The organism is Rhizobium sp. 05N430, from assembly GCF_056396985.1.
In genome coordinates, this window is sequence record NZ_JBFTMO010000010.1 from 11,808 (window position 1) to 33,207 (window position 21,400).

The 21,400-nt window shown below is 56.5% G+C and carries 22 protein-coding genes and 2 pseudogenes; 13 read left to right on the forward strand and 11 right to left on the reverse strand.

Annotated features, from left to right (window positions below; genetic code table 11):
* Positions 1-2: 2 nt before the first annotated feature.
* A complete protein-coding gene (gene ku, locus AC1DJO_RS19640; protein WP_112444261.1) occupies positions 3-908 on the reverse strand; it encodes a non-homologous end joining protein Ku in 906 nt (301 codons plus the stop codon).
* A 594-nt stretch (positions 909-1,502) separates the two neighbouring features.
* Here ku and AC1DJO_RS19645 point away from each other — a divergent pair.
* A complete protein-coding gene (locus tag AC1DJO_RS19645; protein WP_112389167.1) occupies positions 1,503-2,729 on the forward strand; it encodes an adenylate/guanylate cyclase domain-containing protein in 1,227 nt (408 codons plus the stop codon).
* Positions 2,730-2,781: 52 nt separating this feature from the next.
* Here the strand turns inward: AC1DJO_RS19645 and AC1DJO_RS19650 are convergent, their stop codons facing one another.
* From AC1DJO_RS19650 to AC1DJO_RS19660, 3 genes are read right to left on the reverse strand one after another with little or no spacing between them, the layout of a single operon-like run.
* Positions 2,782-3,630 carry a TIGR01459 family HAD-type hydrolase gene (locus tag AC1DJO_RS19650; protein ID WP_112389166.1) on the reverse strand — a complete coding sequence of 283 codons (849 nt, stop codon included), beginning with the start codon at positions 3,628-3,630 and terminating at the stop codon, positions 2,782-2,784.
* Positions 3,623-4,903, reverse strand: a complete 1,281-nt coding sequence (locus AC1DJO_RS19655; protein ID WP_112389165.1) for a xylulokinase — start codon at positions 4,901-4,903, stop codon at positions 3,623-3,625. The genes AC1DJO_RS19650 and AC1DJO_RS19655 overlap by 8 nt, the downstream gene beginning before the upstream one ends.
* Positions 4,900-5,982, reverse strand: a complete 1,083-nt coding sequence (locus AC1DJO_RS19660; RefSeq protein ID WP_477972565.1) for a class II aldolase/adducin family protein — start codon at positions 5,980-5,982, stop codon at positions 4,900-4,902. The genes AC1DJO_RS19655 and AC1DJO_RS19660 overlap by 4 nt, the downstream gene beginning before the upstream one ends.
* Positions 5,983-6,174: 192 nt before the next feature.
* On the opposite strand from AC1DJO_RS19660, the gene AC1DJO_RS19665 reads away from it, so the two are divergent.
* The 6 genes from AC1DJO_RS19665 (at position 6,175) to AC1DJO_RS19690 (ending at position 12,892) form a co-directional block, all read left to right on the forward strand.
* Positions 6,175-6,951: a DeoR/GlpR family DNA-binding transcription regulator gene (locus AC1DJO_RS19665; protein WP_112389163.1), complete on the forward strand. Its 777-nt coding sequence runs from the start codon at positions 6,175-6,177 to the stop codon at positions 6,949-6,951.
* The gene (locus tag AC1DJO_RS19670) at positions 6,951-8,357 is read left to right on the forward strand and encodes an acetate and sugar kinases/Hsc70/actin family protein (RefSeq protein WP_112389162.1); all 1,407 of its coding nucleotides are present in this window, start codon (positions 6,951-6,953) and stop codon (positions 8,355-8,357) included. The genes AC1DJO_RS19665 and AC1DJO_RS19670 overlap by 1 nt, the downstream gene beginning before the upstream one ends.
* The gene (locus AC1DJO_RS19675) at positions 8,354-9,898 is read left to right on the forward strand and encodes a sugar ABC transporter ATP-binding protein (protein WP_112389161.1); all 1,545 of its coding nucleotides are present in this window, start codon (positions 8,354-8,356) and stop codon (positions 9,896-9,898) included. The genes AC1DJO_RS19670 and AC1DJO_RS19675 overlap by 4 nt, the downstream gene beginning before the upstream one ends.
* A gap of 29 nt (positions 9,899-9,927) precedes the next feature.
* Positions 9,928-10,911 (forward strand): ABC transporter permease subunit, encoded by a 984-nt coding sequence (locus tag AC1DJO_RS19680; RefSeq protein WP_112389160.1) that lies wholly within the window; start codon positions 9,928-9,930, stop codon positions 10,909-10,911.
* Positions 10,912-10,976: 65 nt separating this feature from the next.
* Positions 10,977-11,915, forward strand: coding sequence for an ABC transporter substrate-binding protein (locus AC1DJO_RS19685; RefSeq protein WP_112389159.1), 939 nt, complete (start codon positions 10,977-10,979; stop codon positions 11,913-11,915).
* Between the two features lie 77 nt (positions 11,916-11,992).
* Entirely contained in the window at positions 11,993-12,892 is a 900-nt protein-coding gene (locus AC1DJO_RS19690) for a sugar phosphate isomerase/epimerase family protein (protein WP_112389158.1), read from the forward strand.
* On the opposite strand, the gene AC1DJO_RS19695 is transcribed toward AC1DJO_RS19690, so the two are convergent.
* Positions 12,864-13,298 (reverse strand): hypothetical protein, encoded by a 435-nt coding sequence (locus AC1DJO_RS19695; protein ID WP_442208363.1) that lies wholly within the window; start codon positions 13,296-13,298, stop codon positions 12,864-12,866. The genes AC1DJO_RS19690 and AC1DJO_RS19695 overlap by 29 nt on opposite strands.
* A gap of 55 nt (positions 13,299-13,353) precedes the next feature.
* Positions 13,354-13,605: pseudogene (locus tag AC1DJO_RS19700) on the reverse strand (hypothetical protein); the annotation flags it as partial.
* A gap of 230 nt (positions 13,606-13,835) precedes the next feature.
* On the opposite strand from AC1DJO_RS19700, the gene AC1DJO_RS19705 reads away from it, so the two are divergent.
* The gene (locus tag AC1DJO_RS19705; RefSeq protein ID WP_112444335.1) at positions 13,836-14,600 is read left to right on the forward strand and encodes a 3'-5' exonuclease; all 765 of its coding nucleotides are present in this window, start codon (positions 13,836-13,838) and stop codon (positions 14,598-14,600) included.
* 83 nt (positions 14,601-14,683) lie between these two features.
* Here the strand turns inward: AC1DJO_RS19705 and AC1DJO_RS19710 are convergent, their stop codons facing one another.
* A complete protein-coding gene (locus tag AC1DJO_RS19710; RefSeq protein WP_162698710.1) occupies positions 14,684-14,905 on the reverse strand; it encodes a hypothetical protein in 222 nt (73 codons plus the stop codon).
* 341 nt (positions 14,906-15,246) lie between these two features.
* Here AC1DJO_RS19710 and AC1DJO_RS19715 point away from each other — a divergent pair, with 341 nt between their 5' ends.
* Together AC1DJO_RS19715 and AC1DJO_RS19720 are read left to right on the forward strand one after the other, a co-directional pair.
* Positions 15,247-15,588 carry a helix-turn-helix domain-containing protein gene (locus tag AC1DJO_RS19715; RefSeq protein WP_162698711.1) on the forward strand — a complete coding sequence of 114 codons (342 nt, stop codon included), beginning with the start codon at positions 15,247-15,249 and terminating at the stop codon, positions 15,586-15,588.
* Positions 15,575-16,855: a type II toxin-antitoxin system HipA family toxin gene (locus AC1DJO_RS19720; RefSeq protein WP_162698712.1), complete on the forward strand. Its 1,281-nt coding sequence runs from the start codon at positions 15,575-15,577 to the stop codon at positions 16,853-16,855. The genes AC1DJO_RS19715 and AC1DJO_RS19720 overlap by 14 nt, the downstream gene beginning before the upstream one ends.
* Before the next feature lie 342 nt (positions 16,856-17,197).
* Here AC1DJO_RS19720 and AC1DJO_RS19725 read toward each other — a convergent pair.
* Positions 17,198-17,311 (reverse strand): annotated as a pseudogene (locus AC1DJO_RS19725) (IS110 family transposase); the annotation flags it as partial.
* A gap of 344 nt (positions 17,312-17,655) precedes the next feature.
* Positions 17,656-17,919, reverse strand: a complete 264-nt coding sequence (locus AC1DJO_RS19730) for a hypothetical protein (RefSeq protein ID WP_477972568.1) — start codon at positions 17,917-17,919, stop codon at positions 17,656-17,658.
* Positions 17,920-18,110: 191 nt separating this feature from the next.
* On the opposite strand from AC1DJO_RS19730, the gene AC1DJO_RS19735 reads away from it, so the two are divergent.
* The gene (locus tag AC1DJO_RS19735; protein WP_442208228.1) at positions 18,111-18,236 is read left to right on the forward strand and encodes a hypothetical protein; all 126 of its coding nucleotides are present in this window, start codon (positions 18,111-18,113) and stop codon (positions 18,234-18,236) included.
* A 20-nt stretch (positions 18,237-18,256) separates the two neighbouring features.
* Here AC1DJO_RS19735 and AC1DJO_RS19740 read toward each other — a convergent pair whose 3' ends face one another.
* Complete coding sequence (locus tag AC1DJO_RS19740) at positions 18,257-18,619, reverse strand: hypothetical protein (RefSeq protein ID WP_477972570.1); 363 nt, start codon at positions 18,617-18,619, stop codon at positions 18,257-18,259.
* Positions 18,620-18,923: 304 nt separating this feature from the next.
* Positions 18,924-19,199 (reverse strand): ArsR/SmtB family transcription factor, encoded by a 276-nt coding sequence (locus AC1DJO_RS19745; RefSeq protein ID WP_112390520.1) that lies wholly within the window; start codon positions 19,197-19,199, stop codon positions 18,924-18,926.
* Between the two features lie 241 nt (positions 19,200-19,440).
* Between AC1DJO_RS19745 and AC1DJO_RS19750 the strand changes: the two genes are divergently transcribed.
* Both AC1DJO_RS19750 and AC1DJO_RS19755 read left to right on the forward strand, forming a co-directional pair.
* Positions 19,441-19,824, forward strand: a complete 384-nt coding sequence (locus AC1DJO_RS19750; protein WP_112538312.1) for a LysR family transcriptional regulator — start codon at positions 19,441-19,443, stop codon at positions 19,822-19,824.
* Positions 19,825-20,904: 1,080 nt separating this feature from the next.
* Positions 20,905-21,327, forward strand: coding sequence for a hypothetical protein (locus tag AC1DJO_RS19755; protein ID WP_477972572.1), 423 nt, complete (start codon positions 20,905-20,907; stop codon positions 21,325-21,327).
* Positions 21,328-21,400: the final 73 nt, after the last annotated feature.

Consider the following 21,400-nt stretch of genomic DNA (forward strand, 5'->3'; position numbering starts at 1 on the left):
TCCTAACTTGCTTTGCGCTGCGGAACAGCCTTGGAGGAGGCGGCCTTTTCGGCTGCTCCGCGCGCGGCGCGCTGCCTGCCAGTGCCAGCATTGGCATTGGCCGCAGTGCGTTTCGGTTTATGAGAGGCGGTCTTCATTAGCCCCGCACTCTCGCGTAGGGCGGCAAGCAGGACGCTCGGCTTGGAAACCTCGACGCTCTTGCGCTTCGGCAGCGCCTTACCTTCGATCTTTGCCTTCACCAGCTCGGCAAGCGCCGCCTCGTAGCGGTCTTCGAATGACGCCGGATCGAACTCGCCCCGCTTTGTGCCAATAATGTGCTTGGCGAGCGCTAGCATCTCGCCCTCGATGTTCAGCTTCGGCATTTCCTCGAATGCCTTCCTGGAAGATCGGACCTCGTAGTCGTAGTTCAGCGTGGTTGCCACTAGACCGTTGCCTTGCGGCCGGATGAGGACGGTTCGCATCCGCCGAAACAGCACGGCCCTCGCGATAGCGGCGACCTTCGACTTCCTCATCCCGTCTCTGAGGGCCGCGAAGGCCTCAGCGCCCATCTCCGGCGTCAGATAATAGGGCTTGTCGAAATAAATATCGTCGACTTCCGAGCTCGGGATGAAGGCTTGAACATCCAGCGTCTTATTGCTCTCGAGGATGGTTGCGGCCACTTCCTCCGGGTCTATGATGATGAACTGGCCGTTCTCAATCTCGAACCCCTTAGTCTGGTCTTCGCGCTCGACACGTTCTTCGGTCTCGCTGTCGATGAAGACGCGGTTGACCCGGTTGCCCGTAACCTTGTTGATGGAATTGAAGGTGACGCGCTCTGACGTGCTGGCCGCGGTATAGAGGGCGACGCCACAGCTCACTTCGCCGAACTTGAGAAATCCCTTCCACTGCGCTCTATGTCCCGATGCCATACGCCATACTCCGAATCACTAATACGTGACTCAAAGACGTGCGAGCGTGATTCGTTCCGACTCAAAACGAATCATTTTTCAATGGCTTATGGAATCTTCTTAGGAAATTGATTCACGCCGAAATGCTGGGGCGTCGGTCTCGTGTAACGACGGCAAGAGCAGCTGCTGGCCCGTACGCAAGGTACGGCCGCTCCACCGGTAAGCGAGGGAGCCGGTACCGCTGCCGGCGCCCAGGAGCCGAGACCAACCTATTGGTTTTTGACGCAGGTCCGTCTTCGTCCTCCTGTCCACTCCTATGCTCAATTCCGAGCATTAGCGCCTCCTCCACCGGCGCTATTTTCCTGGATTTATTGACGCGCGGCAGCATGAGATCCACGCGTCAGTTGAAATCGGCGCTTCTTCGCTCGTGTCGCCGACAAACGAACAATGCAGCGCCCCCATCCTCGATCCGGTATCGAACTTAGCAGCTGCGCGCTGCCGATCGAAAGTCGTGCGCCAACGCTGGTATGCAAAGGATCGGAAGCAAAACGCCCGGCATAATTTTCTTTCCCCGATCAAGTGACGCGCCTAGAATGTGGTCTTAGGAGAATTTCGGTGTACAATATTTCGCATTTCCCACCAGGCACGACCGACGGAAAATGGCCCTTAGAGCGTCGTGCTGTTCTCGACTGGCTCGTAAACGAGACCTATTCCCAGCGATTTCTTGACAATCTTCTCGTCGATTTGTGCGAGCGTCTGGTTGCTGGCGGTGTTCCGGTCGCTAGGTCTTCGCTTCACCTCAGGATCCAGCACCCGCAGTGGCAAGGTGCGAGGATCCTGTGGCTGCCGGGTGTACAAAACGCCCATATCGACACGTTCGACTACGACGTTGATACTACCGAGATGTTCCTTCGTAGACCGGCCACGGAAATTTACAATGGAGCATCTGAAGTTCGGCAACGCCTCGACCGGCATGACGATGGCATGGGCCAGTTTCAACTCTTCGATGAGCTTCGTCGAGAAGGGTTCACCGACTATGTCGCTTGGCCGATCGATCACACATTGGGCAAACGCCATGTCATAACTTTCGCGACCAGGCAAGTTGGCGGGTTCTCTGAACACGAGGTGAACTACCTGCGGGATCTGTTACCCGCGCTCGCCTTGGTCAGCGAAATCCGGATGAAAAACGCTATGGCTCGCACCTTGTTGGAGACTTACGTGGGCCCACATGCGAGCGCCGAAATTCTTGCGGGTGCCACGACGCGCGGCAGCGGCAAGACCGTGAGCGCCGCGATCATGATTTGCGACCTCCGCGATTTCACGGCGCTATCCGATCTTTGGCCGCGCGATGAAGTTATCGAAATTCTCAATGGCTATTTCGATGCCTTATGCGAACCCATAGAAGCCAGAGGCGGCGAAATCTTGAAATTCATGGGCGACGGACTCCTTGCTATCTTTCCACTGGATAATCCGAACGCCTGCGCAGACCTCCTGCAATCCATCGAAGACGGTCGCAGGCGCATGGACGACTTAAACCTCAAGCTAGCAGGTAGGGGGAAAACGCCACTAAGGTATGGAATCGGCGTTCACGTTGGCGATGTCATGTATGGGAACATCGGTTCTCGAAAGCGGCTGGATTTCACAGCGATTGGTCCTGCAGTCAATGTCGCCTCCCGGTTAGAGGAGCTTACGAAATTGCTCGAGCGGCCCGTCCTTCTATCTTCCGATTTCGTGCATTCAGCTAGCCTGAACGAAACATTTGTGGAGCTCGGGTCGCATTCCCTTAGGGGCCTCGCGTCGCCGGTAAGGGTGTATGGAATTGCCGATCCATCAACCGCCTGACATTTTGCTCAGGACAGGCGCTCGCACCTCCTGATTAGCGCTTAGCTGCCGACTATGTCCCAAGGTTCCTAAAAGCCGGCATTATATAGGTTGCTTCCGCGCGAACCGAATTGAACAAATGCGCCAGTTGCTCGTCAGTGTTCTCCGCGAGTATTCCGGTACGGACAAGCGCGGAATCAAAGCCGGACGTTTTCGCGCCGAGGATGTCGTGCTCGATGCTGTCACCAATGCAGACAACGCGGCGTCGATCGTTAATGCCGGCGATGCGTACAGCATGCTCGTAGATCTCGGGATGTGGCTTGCCAAGCCACGTCACCGTTCCGCCCAATGCCTCGTAAAGCCGGGCTATGCTCCCTGCTCCTGCGAGGGTAGCTCCATTGTGGAGCTTGTGGATGTCGGGATTGGTACAAACGCAGGGAATGTGTTTCTCGGCAGCGGGACGCAGCATTTCGCGGTAATCATCCATCGCGATGCGCTCAGACTCGCTGCCCGAAATTATGATGAGCTGAGCATCCAATGCGTGTTCGGTGGAGACGAGGCCAAGACGGTCGGCAAGATTTCGATCTCCACCGCTTGAAATCGTGAGGCAGGTCGAACCGCGAACAATCGTCGATCCGGGGGAGGAAAGCACCTCGTAAGCGACATCGCCCGAGGTTACAAAAAAGTCGAAGCTGTCCGCCGCAAAACCTAGCTTGACCAGGCGTTCGGAGTTGTATTCGCCGTTTCTTCCCGAATTAGAAAGGATGACTATCATCTTGCCTGCGGTAGCCAATCGAGACAACGCCTCGATAGCTCCTTCGTAGGGACCGGTGTCGTCTCTTAGTACTCCGAACTGGTCGACAAAAAAGACATCGTATCGGTCCGATAGCTGTTCCAGGGTGATCGGTAGCGGTTCACGCATTTTCGTCGTCCAGGTGGGATAGAACCATCGCGGCGGTACCTGTCGCGGCTTCGACTGACTTGGCTGGCAATATATCGATGCCCAGCGCTTTTTCCCTCATTCTTGTCCAAGCCGGATTTTTCGCCCCGCCGCCAACGGTTCTGAGGCTTGCCAAAATAGGAGAACCGAGTTCGCGCAGCCGTTCGTAACCGAGCCGTTCGATCTCCGTCATCCCCTCCAGGAGAGCCTGAAAGAACATGCCTTCGTCAGCGGGTCGAGGAGTGAGGCGCGGCAAGTAGTGCGGGTCGTTGAAAGGAAATCGCTCACCGGGGCGCAGAAGCGGATAGAAATCCAGACCCAACCATCGTTCAGGATCGATCGTGCGTGTCAGCTCGTCCAGGCGCTCGTCTCCAATCATAGCGCGCAAGACATTGCCACCGCTATTCGACGCGCCGCCAACCAGCCAGAAGTCACCAACACGATGGGAATAGATGCCGTATTGCGGGGCGTTGATCGGTTTGTCAGACGCAAGTTTGAGTACAATCGTAGAGCCAAGGGCAGTCACGGCGTCGCCAATACTTGACGCGCCTGTCGCTAGATATGACGCGCACCCGTCCGTCGTTCCCGCGTGAAACTTGGCCGATTCCCGTACTCCAAGCTGGCGCAGATAGCCTTCGACCGATGCGATTGGCCTGCCTGCACGATGAACGGCGGGGAGTTTACAAATATCCATATCGGCGGCCTCAAGCCAAGCCGGCCAAGATTCTCGGTCCAGGTCGTATCCCGTCTTGAGCGCGTTGTTTTCGTCGCTGATCCGACCGGGGCACCCGAGCTTCATCAAAATCCAGTCGGCTTGGTGCACCACGGTTGCGACAGCCGGAGCTTTCGAAAGGTGGACGGCGCGTGCAAGACCGGAATTCGCACCGGTCGCGGTTGCGCCTGGTGGTGCGTTTGCAGCGATCCGCTCAACCACCGCAATGTCGGGGCAGGGCTCATTGTACATGAGCACCGATCCGTTGGGCTCGTTCGAAGCGTCGAGTGCCAGCACGGTCCCGGAGGTGCCATCGACGGCCACACCTTTTAGAGAGGTGAAATCCACCTTCTGGGCTAAGGCTTGTAACGCCTCCTGCACCCGGATCCACCATGCCTGTGGTTGGCGAAGTTCGTCTGGCGATCTGAAGGGTGATGAAGCGAAGGCTACTTGATTGCCGTCTCCGTCGATGGCAGAGGCGCGAGCGCCCGAAGTGCCGATGTCGATGCCGAGTGCAACGGCCTGGCTCGAGTTTTTGGTCACGCAGGCTGCCTCACGGAGCCGCGGTCGAGTGCTTGGCGATACTGCTCGGCCTCCCAATGAGTGAGCTCATGCTCGTCACTCTTGGAAAGATAGGCCACGGCTTTGCCCTCCGGAATTCGGCTGACGACTTCGGCGAGGCACCGGGCCATGACTTCACCACCGGCGGTAAGGGCGCTGGAGAGCAGGACGCCCTTACCGGGAACCAGGATCATTTTGGGAATATTGCGTCCTTCTCGTGTCAACGCGGCCTCATAGTCCGTCGCGCTTTTCCCGTCTTCAAGCACACCAATTTCGGTGCCGAGAAATATCACGTGATCAGGATAGAGGGAGCCGCCAAGCGCGGCCGATCGGTTGGTCTCCGACAGAGCGATCGAGTGACTTCTAATGTCTTGAGCAGGGTGAAAGTTCGATCCTTGCGCCATCGTCGTCAGCGCTTCGATATCCAACCCACCAGATTGACGTGGCTCAGACGTCAGAGCATCCGTCACCCTTTTTATTCTCGCCGCCACGTCTTCGACCGAGTCGCCGCAGACGATTATGCCATGATTGAAAAGAATGAGAACATCGGGCTTCGACGCTGCGGCTTTCTCGATTTCGCGTGCGAGCGGCGTCCCCGGACGCCGGTAGGGTATCATGCCCCACTTGAGGTCCGTGAGAAGGCTCATTCGTGCACTGAGTTCTTCTTCGCGATCCTCTAGAACAGAAAGTGCTATCGCGTTCACGCAGTGATAGTGCGCGACCACCCGACTGCCGAGTGCAGCGTGGAAACTCGTTTCAATCGATGGTCGTAAACCGGTGGAGTTCAGCTCGGAAACGATGAAATCGGTGGATTTCTCCGCGCGCGGATCGCTATCGCGCAAGGCTCTCACCAGCGGATCGACGACGACGGGAACCATTATGTCTTGATCTTCGGCTTTGGAGAGCCACGTGCCGGAGGCCTTCACCCACATAACGCCGTCCTGCTTGATGGACGTGTTCCCGCCCGCGCCTTGGGTTTTGAGGATGTCATTTCCAATCTCGCGCGACAAGCGAAGGAAGGATTTGAAAGGCGCTGTACCCCTCAAGTCGGTTTTTGACACGTCTCTTTCCTCCCAAGTTGAAACATGCTCGCTCCGGCATCTGCTTTTTTGAGCAAACTTTTTCGTGATCCTATTTATATGATTGAACGTCGTCAACCGTGAAGAAATGTAAGCTTCGGTATTGCGATGTAAGCGACGCTGTGATTATTGTTCCTCATTGACGCTGAGGGAGAAGCGTCACGGAGGATTGAATTGAACGATTCCGATCGACATCGTCTTATCACGGAGCTACTTCGCGAGAGGCCGTTTGCGTCTGTCCGAGATTTGCAGGAGCGCCTTGGCGTTTCTCCGGCGACGATCCGCCGTGACATCGACAAGCTGGATGAGACCGGCGTCGCTCGAAAAGTTTATGGTGGGATATCGGCGAATGAATCGTCAGCTTCGGCACGGTTGTCGGCGCGGCCCTACGATGAGAACCGGGACATCGCAGTCGATGCCAAGCGGGCGATTGCGGAGAAGGCTGCGAGCCTCGTTCGTGACGGCGACTCGATCATCGTCCATGCGGGATCGACTTGCTATCAACTCGGCTTGCAGTTGGCGCGCCGAAATGTCCGGCTCTATACCAATTCAATGCCGCTCGCGGCCTACCTTGGCGAGCACGGCACCTGCAATCTGACACTGGCGGGCGGAGTTCTGTACCGCGAACCTGGCATTGTCCATGACGCGTCGGCTGGAGCGCCTGACTTCTTTGCCTCCCGGTTCTTTCTCGGTACGCAAGGCATTGGCAGCGAAGGTCTTCTGGAATCGCATCCCCTCCTGACCAAGGCCATCGGCGAGCTCAGCAGCTGCGCCGACGAGATCGTGCTTCTGGCCGACAGTAGGAAGCTTTCGATCCAGCCACGCAACATCGTCCTCCCCCTTTCAAGGATTGGTACGATCGTTATCGATGATGGACTTTCCGACGCCGGAGCGAAGATGCTTGAAGATGCCGGCGTCACGATCATGATCGCCACTCTCGGAGGACAGTGATGACGGCTTCGAGATCAGTTGCGGTATTCGATCTTGGCAAAACGAACTCCAAGCTCTTTATTTTCGGGGAGGATGGGTCAGTGCTGTCGGAAGATCGCACAAAACCCCTTTGGATCGAGCATGCAGGCCTTCGCGTGCTCGATGACGATGCTCTTTTCAGCTGGATGAAGATAACGCTATCGAAGGCGATTGAAGACCATGGCGTCGGGCACGTCATGTTCTCGGGCCACGGGTGCACATTTGCACTCGTGGAACAGGGTCGTCTCGTTCACCCGATCCTCGACTATGAGCAAGAACCTCCACAGCCGCTTGCAGGTCGCATTGACATGCTAGTCCCACCATTTAACGAAACCTACTCTCCTCGGTTGCCCCTTGGGTTCAATTACGGACGACACATGCTTTGGTTGGAGGCTAGGAACCCGGACGACTTCCGGCGCGTTGAAGCCATCCTGCCTTATCCGCAATTCTGGTCCTGGAAGTTTTCCAGCAAAATGGTCTCCGAAGTTTCCTACGTCGGATGCCATTCCCACCTGTGGGCACCGCTGAAGGACGACTTCAGCAGTCTGGTCGATAGTCGAGGCTGGCGAGAAAAAATGCCGAGTTTCGAGCGGGCAGGGACGGCGCTCGGCGAATGGGACGCTCTTGAAAGAGGCGACTCTGCCGGCTCAATAGTGGTCCACAATGGCGTCCACGACAGCAACTCCGCTCTTTATTACTACCGCTCTATCGGCTTTGATGATTTCACGCTGGTATCGACCGGCACTTGGGTGGTCATATTCAATTCCGCTTGTCCTCTAGAAGCGCTTGATGAACATCGAGACATGCTCGCCAACGTCACTGTAGACGGCAAGCCTACCCCAACGATCAGGTTCATGGGCGGCAGGGAGTATGATCTTGCCAGCGGAGGTTGGAACAGGAGCGTGAGTATCGATGCGCTCTCCCGGGTTATCGCCAAGGGAGTATTTGCACTGCCATCGTTTGCACCTGGCGGCCCGATGCAAGGTTGCGAGGGACGATTTGTCGGCCCTGAGATCGACGGTGAAGAACGTGCAGCCGCCGCGCTACTCTACGTCGCACTAATGACCAATTTCTCACTCGATCTGATCCGGTCGACTAACCCGATCGTTATCGACGGCGGCCTTGTAAAAACAGGTCTGTATGCCGGGCTTCTCGCGCAACTGCGGCCTTCCCAAGCCATTTTCACCAGCGCGACTGCCGAAGGCAGCGCGTTCGGTGCGGCTGCACTGGTCTTCGAAACGATGAGTAAAAAGCCGTTCGCAAACAAGACGAAGATGGCTGAACCGCTGCAACTTTTCGGGCTTGAGGCTTATGCCGACACGTGGCGCGCTTTGGTGGAAATCGAAGGACCCGATATGGCGACGCCCAAGAAGGAGCTTCACGCATGAGCGCAACCGACACCAAAACTCTTGGGCCTGTGCTGGAGATGAGGAACATCAGCAAGACCTTCGCAAGCACGAAGGCGCTGACGAATGTTTCGCTCACCGTATATCCAGGTGAGGTTCACGCTCTCATGGGGGAAAACGGCGCCGGCAAGTCGACGTTGATGAAAGTGCTTTCCGGCGCGTATACGGCTGACCCCGGCGGCGCGGTTCTGGTGGACGGTAAGCCCATCGTTGCTGGAGATCCGATCAAGGCCAAGGCCAACGGTATCTCTGTCATTTACCAGGAGCTTTCGCTCGCACCCAATCTTACGGTTGCCCAAAATATGTTTCTTGGGGCCGAGCCCTCTCGCTACGGCGTTGTCGACAAGGCCGCCGCCCGCGCAAAGGTTGCGCCGATCCTCAAGCAGTTGGGTATTTCCTTTGGTCCGTCTCAACTCGTCGCGACGCTATCTCTTGGCGAGCGGCAGATGGTGGAAATTGCCCGTGCTTTGACGACGAATGCCAAAATCATTGTCATGGACGAGCCGACGACTTCCCTAACCTCGAGGGAAACGGAGCGGCTATTCCAAGTCATCGGCGGGCTGAAGGCACGCGGCATCGCCATCATTTATATCAGCCATCGAATGGAAGAAATCTACGCACTCGCCGATCGCGTCAGCGTCCTGCGGGACAGCGCGTATGTCGGAACGCTAGAGCGCGAGAATCTCTCGGCTGAAAAGCTCGTTTCCATGATGGTGGGCCGGGACCTATCCTCGTTTTACAAGAAGGAGCACGGCGCTCCACAGCAAGCCGCCAAGACCATTCTGTCGGTTAAGGGCTTGGGCGACGGCCGCCGCGTGCATGATTGCTCATTCGACGCGAAGGCAGGCGAAGTGCTTGGCATCGCCGGCCTTGTCGGTTCGGGACGCACTGAGCTTGCACGCCTCATCTTTGGAGCCGATCGCAAGGCGACAGGCACGGTCACGCTCGAAGGTGTTGAACTCGCAATCGGCGGTCCGCGGGACGCAATGGATGCGGGTATTGTCTATCTGACGGAAGACCGGAAAGGTCTCGGCCTTTTCCTTGACATGACGATAACCGAAAACATCAATATCGGTGTCATTGGCAAGGATGCTGGCCGCGGAGGCATCTTGAATTTTGCCGCTGCGAAGGAACGTGCTGCTCGTGCAATAAAATCGCTTTCGATCCGCACACTGAGCGCAAGCGTGAACGTCGGAGCGCTTTCCGGCGGCAATCAGCAAAAGGCGCTGATCGCGCGGTTGTTGGAAACCAAACCAAAGGTCATTATTTTCGACGAGCCTACACGTGGTGTCGACGTCGGTGCCAAATCCGAAATCTACCGGATCATCGACGAACTGGCACAGACCGGGATCGCCATCGTCGTGATCTCCAGCGACTTGCCTGAAATCCTTGGCATCGCTGACCGCGTCCTCGTTATGCGCGAGGGCCGCATCGCTGGAGAGGTTTTGGCGACGCGGGACCAGCCAATCAGCCAGGAAGCTATCATGGCCTTCTCCACCGGTTCGGTATCCAAAGTTGCCTGAGACCAAAAGCAAAAAGACGGGATGAGAATATGACCGCAACACCCACTGAACAGACGAATGCGAACAAGGCAAAGTTTCGATCGACATTGACCGCGCTCGGTATGCTGCCGGTGCTCGTGATCTTGGCGATCGGCTTTCATCTGTTGAGCGGACGGTTTCTCAGCGTCAACAACCTGTCCATCGTCACGCAGCAAGCTTCGATCAATACAGTGCTTGCAGCCGGTATGACGTTCGTCATCCTCACTGGCGGCATCGACTTGTCCGTCGGATCGATCCTGGCGGCGTCGGCGATGGTCGGCGTCATCGTTTCGCTTTGGCCCGATATCGGTATGCTGGGCATTCCCGCCGCCATCGGTGTGGGACTTGCCTGCGGCGTCGTCAACGGTGTCATTATCTCGTTTCTCAAGCTTCCACCGTTCATCGTGACGCTCGGGTCGCTGACCGCCATGCGCGGCATTGCGCGCCTTCTCGGCAATGACACAACCGTGTTCAACGCCGATCTTCCGTTCGACTTCATCGGTAACGGTTCGCTGCTCGGCATTCCCTGGCTGGCGATCATCGCCCTCGCAACCATCGTCATCTCCTGGTTCATTCTCAAGCGGACAGTGCTTGGCACCTGGATTTATGCCGTGGGGGGCAATGTCGAAGCTGCTCGGCTCACCGGGATCAAAGTTCCGCTAGTTCTGCTTTTTGTGTATTCGATGTCAGGCCTGCTGTCGGGCGTAGGCGGCGTTATGTCGGCTGCACGCCTCTATGCCGCAAATGGCCTGCAGCTCGGACAAGCCTATGAGCTCGATGCCATCGCCGCGGTCATCCTCGGCGGAACCAGCTTTGTCGGCGGTGTCGGGTCGATCTGGGGGACGCTGATCGGAGCACTGATCATCGCTGTGCTCTCCAACGGCCTCATCCTCGTCGGTGTCTCGGACATTTGGCAGTACATCATCAAGGGACTTGTCATCATCGTTGCCGTGGCACTTGACCGCTACAGGCTGAAAGGACTTAGCCGCACATGACGTGCGGCTTGAGGGACCGGGGTTACCGGATCACGGGCGCAGGGAGCGCCATTATGGAGGAAAGTATGCGTTTGTTCTCTAAACTGCTCATGGGCACTGCCATCGCGGCCGCGATTACGATGCCGGCATCGGCAAAGGATCTCCAAAAGATCGGCATCTCCGTCGGTCTGCTTGGCAATCCGTTCTTCGTGGCAACGATCAAGGGTATCGAAGACCGCGCAAAGGAGATCAATCCAAATGTTCAGGTCACCTCGGTTTCCGCTGACTATGACCTCAACAAACAGGTTTCGCAGATGGACAGCTTCGTTGCGGCCGGCGTTGACATCATCATGCTGAACGCTGTTGACGCCAAGGCGATTGCCCCCGCTGTCAAGAAGGCCCAGGCAGCCGGCGTTATTGTCGCCGCCTTCGACGTGTCCGCGCCGGGCGCTGATGTCACGGTCATGACCAACAATATCAAGGCCGGTGAAGAGGCTTGTGGTTATATTGTCGATCAGCTCAAGGGCAAGGGTGACGTTGTAATCATTAATGGTCCGGCCTCCTCGTCGATCATCGATCGCGTCCAGGGCTGCAAGAACGTGCTTGCAAAAAGCCCTGATATTAAAATTCTGTCGGACGATCAGAACGCTCAGGGCTCACGCGATGGCGGTCTTGCGGTCATGCAGGGTCTCCTCACCCGGTTCGACAAGATTGACGCGGTCTTTGCGATCAACGACCCGACAGCTATCGGTGCGGAGCTTGCAGCCAAGCAGCTGAACCGCAACGAATTCTTCTTCACCGCCGTGGACGGCGCACCTGACATCGAGAAGTCGCTCGCAAGCGGTAACTCGATGATCAAAGCATCTGCATCGCAGGATCCGTATACGATGGCCGGTGACTCGCTAAAGATGGCAGTCGATGTACTGAACGGCAAAAAGCCCGCCCAAGACACCGTACTTCTCGATCCGCAGCTCATCACTGCTGACAACATCAAGGACTACAAGGGCTGGACAGCAGCCCGCTAACCCGTCCCTCAGACGATCCGCCGATGCTCGACATCGGCGGATCGTCACGAATTCATGAACGAACAGGAATTGTTTCGATGGCTAAAATAGGCGTTCATTCTTTTGTCTGGAGTGCCGGGTCCTCTAAAGACGAGCTGGAGCAGACGCTCGTTCGCTCTCATGAATTGGGTTTCAAGCTCGTTGAGTTCTCGTATCTCGACCCGGAGCAGGTTGATGTCAAATGGCTGGCTTCTCGCATCAAAGAACTAGACCTTGACGTAGCTGTCAGCATGGGGCTTCCACTTGATGGCGACATATCCAGCGAAGAGCCGTCTGTCGTCGCAAACGGCGAAGCAATCCTTGACCGCGCCGTCGCACTCGTAAGTGAACTTGGTGGATCCAAGCTCGCCGGGATTCTGAGCTCAGCTCATGGAAAACAGGAACAGGCGCTAACACAGCGGGGCTGGGACACAAGCGTGACGACGTTATCTCGTGTAGCCGAGCGTGCCAGCCGGTCGGGGGTGACGTTGAACCTGGAAATCGTCAATCGCTTCGAAAGCAATATGCTAAACACCGCAGCGCAAGGATTGGCGTACATCGCTGACACCGGCGCGTCGAATGTTCTGCTGCATCTCGACACATTCCATATGAACATTGAGGAAGCCGACGTTGGGCTCGCGATTCGTAATGCAGCCGACAAGATCGGCTACATGCACATTGGCGAAAGCCATCGTGGGTATCTTGGGACAGGCAACATCGATTTTCCGGCAATTTTCGATGCGCTCGTGGCAATCGGTTGGGACGACTACGTAACGTTCGAGTCCTTTTCAACCAGCATCGTGGATAGAGATCTCTCGTTGAAGACTGCAATCTGGAGAAATCTTTGGGACGACAATGTAGCACTTTCGAAGCATGCACGATCCTTCATCCAACTCGGGCTTGAGACAGCAAAATTGAAAGCGCAGTTGGTTAAAGCGAAACATTTGTCCTGGAAATAGCGGCGAATTGGGCTGCGACCAAGCAACGGGCGACGTATATGTCGTCGTCGCGGGTGAGGTGGGTGGTGCCAACCGAACCGCCGCGGCACTGCGAGGGCGATGAACCCCAGGACCGCACCGGACGAAACTGCGGTCGTGACCGTTTGGGCAGCTTCGGTAGCCTGCTGCTTTGCTTGGGAAACAGCACCTCTATATGCTGCTCGTGGTTCTGCGCCTTGGCGATCGCGTCGGCGGCTGGATTGCTAGCTTCCGTGGCCTTGGTCTGGTCGCCCGTAAACGCTGCGCGGACCGATGCCACAGCAGCGTCGCGGATGTCGCGTTCCATGCCAGCCATCGGATCGGTCGCCGTGGCAAGGGCAGGGACGGCGGTCGTCGCCGCAGCAAATCCCTTGTCCGAATGTGCCATAGATGACAGCGTCCCGTGCGCTTGAAGTGTCGCCTCCAAGAAGCGGCACAAATGATCGCAAGTGTGACCTGGCTGGTCCTGTAACGCCGCCCATCTCCAGGACCGAAGCGAAGATATCGACTGTCGACGTTAAAGCTTCTATCCTGCCCTCATGGCATTTCAAATGGGGATGCCAGACCATCAACGGGATGTTGGCGTGGCTATCGAAGTGCGGAAACTGCTTGCCATAACCGCCACGCTCGCCGAGGTCGTGCCCATTGGTCGGTGGTGACAATAAAAGCCGTGTCGTCCCACATGCTTTCTTCATCCAGTCTCTGAAGTAATATCCCGAACCATTTGTCAGTCATCGTCAACTTCTGGCGAGTCATACAGGACGGCGATGCCATCAATGCCTGGCGCGGCCACATTGGTTAGCAGCCGAACTTGTAGGAAACCGTGCCTGGCCCTAATTCAATTCAGGAACGCGGCGACCGCGCTCGAAGATTGGGTTCGAGTGCGATGAGAACAGCTATGATCGGCAGGTGCTTCGGATGGCGGATGGCCCAGATATCAAAACAGACCATTGTCCGCGTGATCGACCTCGAGACTAGTGGCAACGGTCCGCATGACGTGTGCGAAATCGGCTGGCAGGATGTGATACAAACGGACGACGGTCGCTGGCAGCTCGATCTCGAGCGCGGTTCGCTCCTGGTCAATCCAGGCCGTCCGATTTCCGCCGAAACGATGGCCGTCCACCATATCCGTGATAGCGATGTGGCGGGCGCGCCTCTATGGAAGGAAGTCGCAGCTTCGGTGCTTCAGCCCACCCGACCGGTTGTCGCGTTGGCTGCCCACCGCGCCAGTTTCGAGCAGCGTTACTGCACCCCACGCCTGACGGGCGGCGCGCAATGGATATGCACGTGGAAATGCGCGATGAGGTTATGGCCGCATCTGCAACGATTTTCGAACCAGATGCTTCGCTACCAGCGAATGCCTGAAGGCCTTATCCACCAGCTAGGACTTCCAGCTCATCGGGCTATGCCGGACGCCTACGTCACCGCGCACCATCTTCGCGACATGCTCAACGTGTCGTCAATTGAACGGCTGCTCGCGTGGAGTGCTGAGCCGGGACTTCTGCCCCGGGTGCCATCCGGACCTGACCGCGGTAAGTCTTGGGATTTGATAGACTCTAAGGTCGTCGAGCAGTTCTTGATGGATCGTGATCGAGATGTCCGATTTACCGCCGAAACCGAGATGGTTAGGCGAGGAGCAGCATCGGTAGCTGACGTCGATAGCGAGCCGAGCCAAGGCAGTTTGCTGTAGTAAATGAGCTGCCACGGCGCGGTATCAACAATGCAAAGCCAGGTTGACCTGTCTAGGATCGAGCCGTCTTCGGGGCCTAGCCTCTAGGCCGAGACGCCGTCCGGAAAATGATCCGCCTCCCACGCCTCGTCTTGGGCGGCAGAGTAGTCCTCCTGTTCCTGCCTCAACTTCTCAAGGCGTGATCGCTGCTCTTGGACGAGCGCGATCATCGCCTTCACCTCCGTCCGCTTCTTGTGGTTTGGCTCGACCTTCGTCAGCTCTTCGCTGTCGAGAACTCGCGACGCTTTCGAGTAGACGTCGTTCACCGCGAGCCTCCGAAACTGACCGCGCCGCTCGCGGAGGAGGCGAACTGATGGGCGGCCTCGGATCTCGATGCGAACTTCGTGATCCAGGTGGCGTTTGTCGAAGCGGCTCAAGCGGCCGGGATGAACGTGTTGCCCGACGACCTCCCTCGATTAAAGATGGCGATCTGACAGAGAGGTGCTCCGCAGGGGTAGGGCGGGGCGCGCGAAGATGCAGCAGGTCGATGCGGCGAAGATTTTTTCGTTTTATAGAAAAATATCACGTAAGATTCTCTATATAGAAATTGACAGAAACACGAGTGTTCGATAAAAAGAAATATTATATGATATTTTCGGCTTATCGAATGAGTATCAAGACTGAGATCGGAAGACAGGTATCGAGTTTTCGCAGGAAGCGAGGGCTGCGTATCCACGATCTTGCACAGAGAACAGGAAAGAACCCCGCTCGTATCAGCGAGCTCGAAAATGGTAAGTCCAATAGCACGGTAGACTTCCTCAACGAGATCGGAGCAGCATTGGGGCTAACGCTGATGTTCGTGCCAAATGACAGACTTGCCGATGTGCAAGCAATAATTGGTATTCGTGACCGTCAGATAGCACCGGCCTACGACCTGCCGACTGTTTTCGATGAAGTATTCATCGACGACAGCGAAACCGGCGAGGAAGGCCTCGATGCTGATCGTTAACCGGGCCGGGTTGATAGGGATCACGTTCGCGGTAGCGCCAGGGAAGGAGCTGCGAGTTGGATCATTGATACGTGAGCCATCAGGGACGGTTAGATTCTTCGTTGACGATGGTTACATCGCTCTTGGCAAGGAGCGTCCGCTTGTCAGTGTCTCATGGCGAGGTGCAAATGAGGAAGAAACCGTCGCTCGCTTGAGGGCGACGGGAGATAAGGTAATGTTTGGTGGCTCGTTACCTTCCTTCTTTCAAAACCTTCTGCCAGAAGGTGCGCTCCGGGAGCTCGTCGAGAAGGAATTCGGTGCTGGAGCGTTTGACAATTTCGATGTGTTGGCAAAACTAGGCGAGGACTTGCCCGGCGCGCTGATTGCTCGCCTCGAGGCAGGCAGTCCAGCGCTTGCGGCGCGAGTAGACAAGCAACCGGCGACCAAACCTGCTCCTTCTGAAGAGATCAGATTCTCTCTTGCAGGTGTGCAGCTGAAATTCTCAGCGACAAATCGGGCTGCGTTGACAATCCCTGCGAAATCCGGAGACGGCCATCTCATACTCAAGACCCCATCTCCCCAGCACGCATTTCTTCCAGAAGCGGAGTGGACCGCGCTTAGACTTGCTGCAGCCGTCGGCGTGCGCGTCGCGAACGCGGATTTGATTGCACAGGAGAAGATAGACGGAATCCCTGCCGAGTATCTGTTAAAAGGCCAGCACTCCCTTTCCCTCGAGAGATTTGACCGGGGACCAGAGGGCCAACGAATACAGTCCGAAGACTTTGCCCAGATTGTCGGCGCGATGGGGGATCAGAAATACACCAAGGCCAATGAGGCAACCGTCATGAACATCGTTCAGCGGTTTTGCTACGACGGCAGGGGTGAGCTTCTAGAGAGCGTACGGCGTATCGTGGTCAATTTGCTGCTTGGAAACGGCGACGCTCACTTGAAAAACTGGTCATTCTTGTATCCCCGGAGCGGAGAAATAACTCTGACGCCCGCCTATGATATAGTGCCGACATTCCTTTATGGTGATGCGAAGATGGCCCTGGAATTTGGAGGGACGAAAGATCCAAATCTAGTCGGATTACGCAGGTTCGAGCGGGCGGCGGGTGCGCTCAAGGTCGCACCAAAGGTGATAATTGATCAAGTCATCGATACCGTTCGAAAAGCGGTTCACTCTTGGCCACCGATAATCGACGAAGCGCCCTTACCCTCTGAAATGAAGGGCAAACTTCTTTCTCGCTTGTCCACACTCTCCCTCGTGCGAGAAGTTGTTTCAGCATAGCTAAAACCTCGATGATCAGACGAGGTGATGATTTGCGCTGAAAGCTGACGCCGGACTGCGGCAGACTTCTCAGTGCAAATCCCGGGTCAGCTTTCAGCGCAAACGCATGGCCCGCCCTTTTTGCAAGTAGATTTTTTAGAACCCTGAACAGTCTTCTTCAACGTATTCGGTCTCACGGTCATGCAGTGGCCAAGATGGATATCCGCACGTCCGGAGCCTCAATAATCAACACGGCTTCAAGCCATTTGCACTGCTGGGCTTTCCGTACGCCGGTCAACTGTCAGGCCATCTATGGTCCTTCTCGCAAACATCATGGGCTGCAGATAAACGCAGCCGATCTTCTTACGCTGTGATGGCGCCCCACGCGCGATCGAATGGACGTTCCTTTCGCAATACGGCCCAGGCAATGCGGGCGAGCTTGTTTGCCATCGCCACGATTACGACGTTGCGGTGCAGGCCGGGCTGACGCGAGCGTCCGCTTCCTTTGCGCGAACGCGGTGCGGCGAAGTTCTAGTCCGCTACGAAATGGAGCGCCTCCAGCTGGTGCCCATGGCGAATGTGCAGGTAATGTCGCTGCGGCGCGTACAAGGAGCGCCCTGCGGCCTCCGCTGTCGCCCAATGAATACGGCAGTTGTTGGGGATAGATCGGTGCACTTAGCTACGAGGTAGGCCCGGCGGGAGTGCATTCCAATGCAAAAGACCCACCGTGAGGGTTTCGCGGCGGGTCCTGGGCCTGCCTGCCCTGGGGCGAGACCGGCGGCTGCGGTGCTGCCAAAAATTAAGTAAGCATGCTATCGAACTCACGGCAATTCTACGGTGGGATTACCCGGCACCTCGTGCCATTCCCACAGGTGGCTTGCCCAGACAATGCCCCCCGCTCCCGGCGTTGCTGTGCAAAGCAAGGTGAACCATATGAACAGTTGCTGCTGGACATGTGTACAACAAACCGTATCGATCTCGGCTATGCCAACGGTAGCGGGGTGAGAGAGCGCATAGCGGATCAGGCCAGCGGCAACCACAAAAGACGCACCGATCAAACAGAATGCCAAACGCAAAATCGTCATGTTTCCTCCTGCATGCCACGACGTCACAATCGCGCAAAATTCGGTGCAGCACATCTTGGCTATCAGGGGGATAACGGCGTGATCGTAGCGAGAAGCGGTTACAGGCATCCCATTCGGCTTAAGTCGTATGCCCCGGTTGTATTCTCGTCAGGCACGGCAAAACTGACAAGATAAGCGGTGGGGGAGCGTCGATGTTCATGCTGACTGTCGGAGTACCAATTGCATTTGCTGTCGTCCTGATTATTGCAGGGTTGCTGAAGCTGCTCGAACATGCGGTTGCGGGACCGAACGGCGGCTCCGGCAAAGCCGATCCCTAAATGGCGCCTGTGGATGGTGTTCAGCTCGATCTACTGCCAAGAGGGTCACGGTCGATGCCGATCGATAGCGTCAGCAATACCCGGTTTAGCAATTTCAAAGCGGTCATCGGCATGCGATCGATGGACAGTTCGTTTCCCGCCGCTATGCTTTTAATCTGCAGACCTGATCCCGCTACCTTGATCATCGATGAAGGCTTAACCCGATTTAACAGGATGCGGTGACGATAGGCTCGTTGAACGGTCCTCGTTACGGCATGTTGCGTTGCCGTTGCTCCCCGCCCGATGCTCGCCGCCGCTTTCGCGTTGGGCGGGGTGAAGATCCCCGGAGCCGCCGCTTCCTGCATATCGAATAGTCTTTCAACATTCGCGGATCTGCCGAACAACCAGAGAATTCGCCTTCGCCAATCTCTGGTTGACAGTGCTGAACGCTCCCAGCAACGTTTCAATCGGCCATGCGAGATTTTGACCCGAGGATGGTTTCATATCAAGCGCGACGGTCTTGGCACAGCATCTTGCCCCGGATGGCAGCCCCCCCGCATCAGTCTCAAGCGAATTCGCCAAGGCCTCTCACGGACATCCCTGTCATCGGCTGCCGCAACGAAAATTAGCAAGAAAGAATATAGGGAGTGACAAATGTGAGAACGTGTTGCGAACGCGAAATACAATCTGCGAGATTGCAAGTGTTGGTCATTTGCCGGACGATTGCGCGTGTCTGCCGCCCCGTTGGTTCTGGACGAAAATCTCTTCCAGAACCGAAAGCATCTTGAGAACGCGAGGATCGCGTGTTGCGTAGTAAATGGTCTGGGCGCTCCGTCTCGTGGAGACCAATTTGTCGTGCCGAAGCTTGGAGAGGTGCTGGGAGAGCGCTGATTGCGAAAGCTCAACATACTGCTCAAGATTGCCCACGGATGTTTCGCCCCTCGACAACGCCAGCAAGATCTTTAGCCGGTTGGGATTGGCCATAGCTGAAAGAAGGGCGGCTTTCTTTTCAGCCAATCTCTCGTGTTCGTCGCTCAAACTGTACGCCTTCCGTAAGGTGATGTACCGCAATTACGGCTAGCGTTAATCTACCGGCCGCAAAAACGGAAGCAACCAAAGATCATTGTTTTGGTCCGCGGTTCGTGCTGAGAGGTATTCGCTTAACGATGCCAAGCACTTGGGCTTGACGTTGATGAGCTGAACATCTTGAAGGCGCAACGCTGGCGTGGACGAGAACCCGCACCGGTGCGTCGAAATCCAGACAGCAATGTCGGTCAACGAACTGAATGACCGTCGATACTTCACCGCTGTCGTCGCCCATGGCGGTTATTCGGCAGCCAGCCGCAGCCTTGGCATTGCAAGGTCGAAACTCAGTATTCGCATCCAGAAACTTGAGGATGAGTTGAGCGCGCGGCTGATAGAGCGCTCAACGCGCAATTTTCACGTAACGGAGATCGGAAGAGCTTTATATGAACCCTGCGTCGCGATCCTGCAGGCCGCCGAGGACGCGAGAAATGCAGTCATCAGCGCGCAGGAGCGGCCGCAGGGGCTTGCCCGGCTGGGATGTCCGACGCCATTCGTTGAGCTCGTCGTCACCCGGACGGTTTAAAATTTTCTCAAGCGCTATCCGGATGTTTCCGTTGAGGTGGTCGGAACTGAGCACAATAGTGACCTTGTCGGTGCGGGGATCGATCTTGAAATCCGTTCGAGCCGCACGCGTGAAACGCAATCCAGCATCGTCATGCGGCGTTTGCGCAAGACGTCCTCGGTCCTAGTAGCCAACCCGGACGATAACCCGCTGTTGATATTAAGCTTCAAGGTAAACGCTAGGACGCAGCCAGTATGGCGAGGTGTCTGATGTCACGTCAGGGAGAAGCGCGGCTTGCGGAATGCGGGTCCGACCAAGTAGATCGCTCCTGCAATTAGGGAAAGATGGCAAAGTGGCACCAGATGCCAGATCGACCATCCCCCGTATACGACAGCTACCACCACGAACCCTGCCGAGACGAATGGCGCGATATCGATGCCAGAAATACCGCCGTGACGGTAACGGCGAAGATCGAATGGACGACTTGGTAGAGCCCGGCGCGCATGACCCGTTTCGATACAATAGTTTGCTCCCGATCTATTGCCTCATATTGGGGTAAAAGGCCGGATTATCGCGCGAAACCATACCGGCCCGCATTCACACCAAGATGACATGGCGTATTGCATCCTTACGCTCGTACAAGAGAGGTGTCTCAAAACGGCACGGCTTTCACCCGAATTTAAACCTATTGCGGAATGCTTGTGGAGCGGAGAATGCCGCGCTTGGATCGACTCAGCTGCGCGTTCCAAGTTGCGTCGCCGCCTCGCGGCAGGAGCCCGCTGACCCCCGCTTGACGCGCGGCGGGCTCCGCATTTGATGCGTGTCTCAAAGCGCAATGCCGGCGTGAGTAGTTTGTCAGCTCCTCTTTTCAGACGCTAGGTTCAGGTGCGCCTCCTTACCAGACATAATCTTTCGCCATCGACATTTTCACCTGACCGTGCGCAACCGGTCGATCGATGCGTCCGCTGTGAAAGAGACCGGAAGGAACGAGGTCGCCTCCGGACAAGATTCGCTTGCTAGTCATTCTGCCGTCCAAGCGGCTCGATTGACTCTGCGCGTTGGACATCCGACAACATCTTCGCCTTTAAAGGGAGAAAACCGATGGCCGACGAAATTACCCAGAACCCTGCTGCCGACACGGCGGGTGTTGCTCCGATTGCATCTGCTCCTGAAAAGAAGAAACGTGCTCCCCGTACGCCTAAAGTTGCGCCCACTACTGCTCCTGTCGCAGCTGCCACGACCGGAAGAGGGCGCAAGAGCGCCGCCGTAAAGGCTGACGAGACCAAGCCAGATGCCCAGCCTGTGGTACGTCGTAGAGGCAAAGCCAAGGTGGAGGGTCCAAAGGTTGACGGGCGCAAGCGCGCTGCGGCCCAGACTGCTGCGACGGTCGTGATTTCTTCCGCCGCCGATGAGATGACCGAACTCCTGAAGCTCGAAGACGAGAACAAGCGCCTGCGCAAGCAGCTCGGTGACAAGCTCCGCGCCGAAAATGTCGACCTTCGCAAGAAGCTCGGCGTTAAGTAATTACCAGCGACGGCGGTTGCTCAGGCTGCCGTCGATCCTAGATCCCTAAGGTCTGGCAACCGGGTTCGCGCCG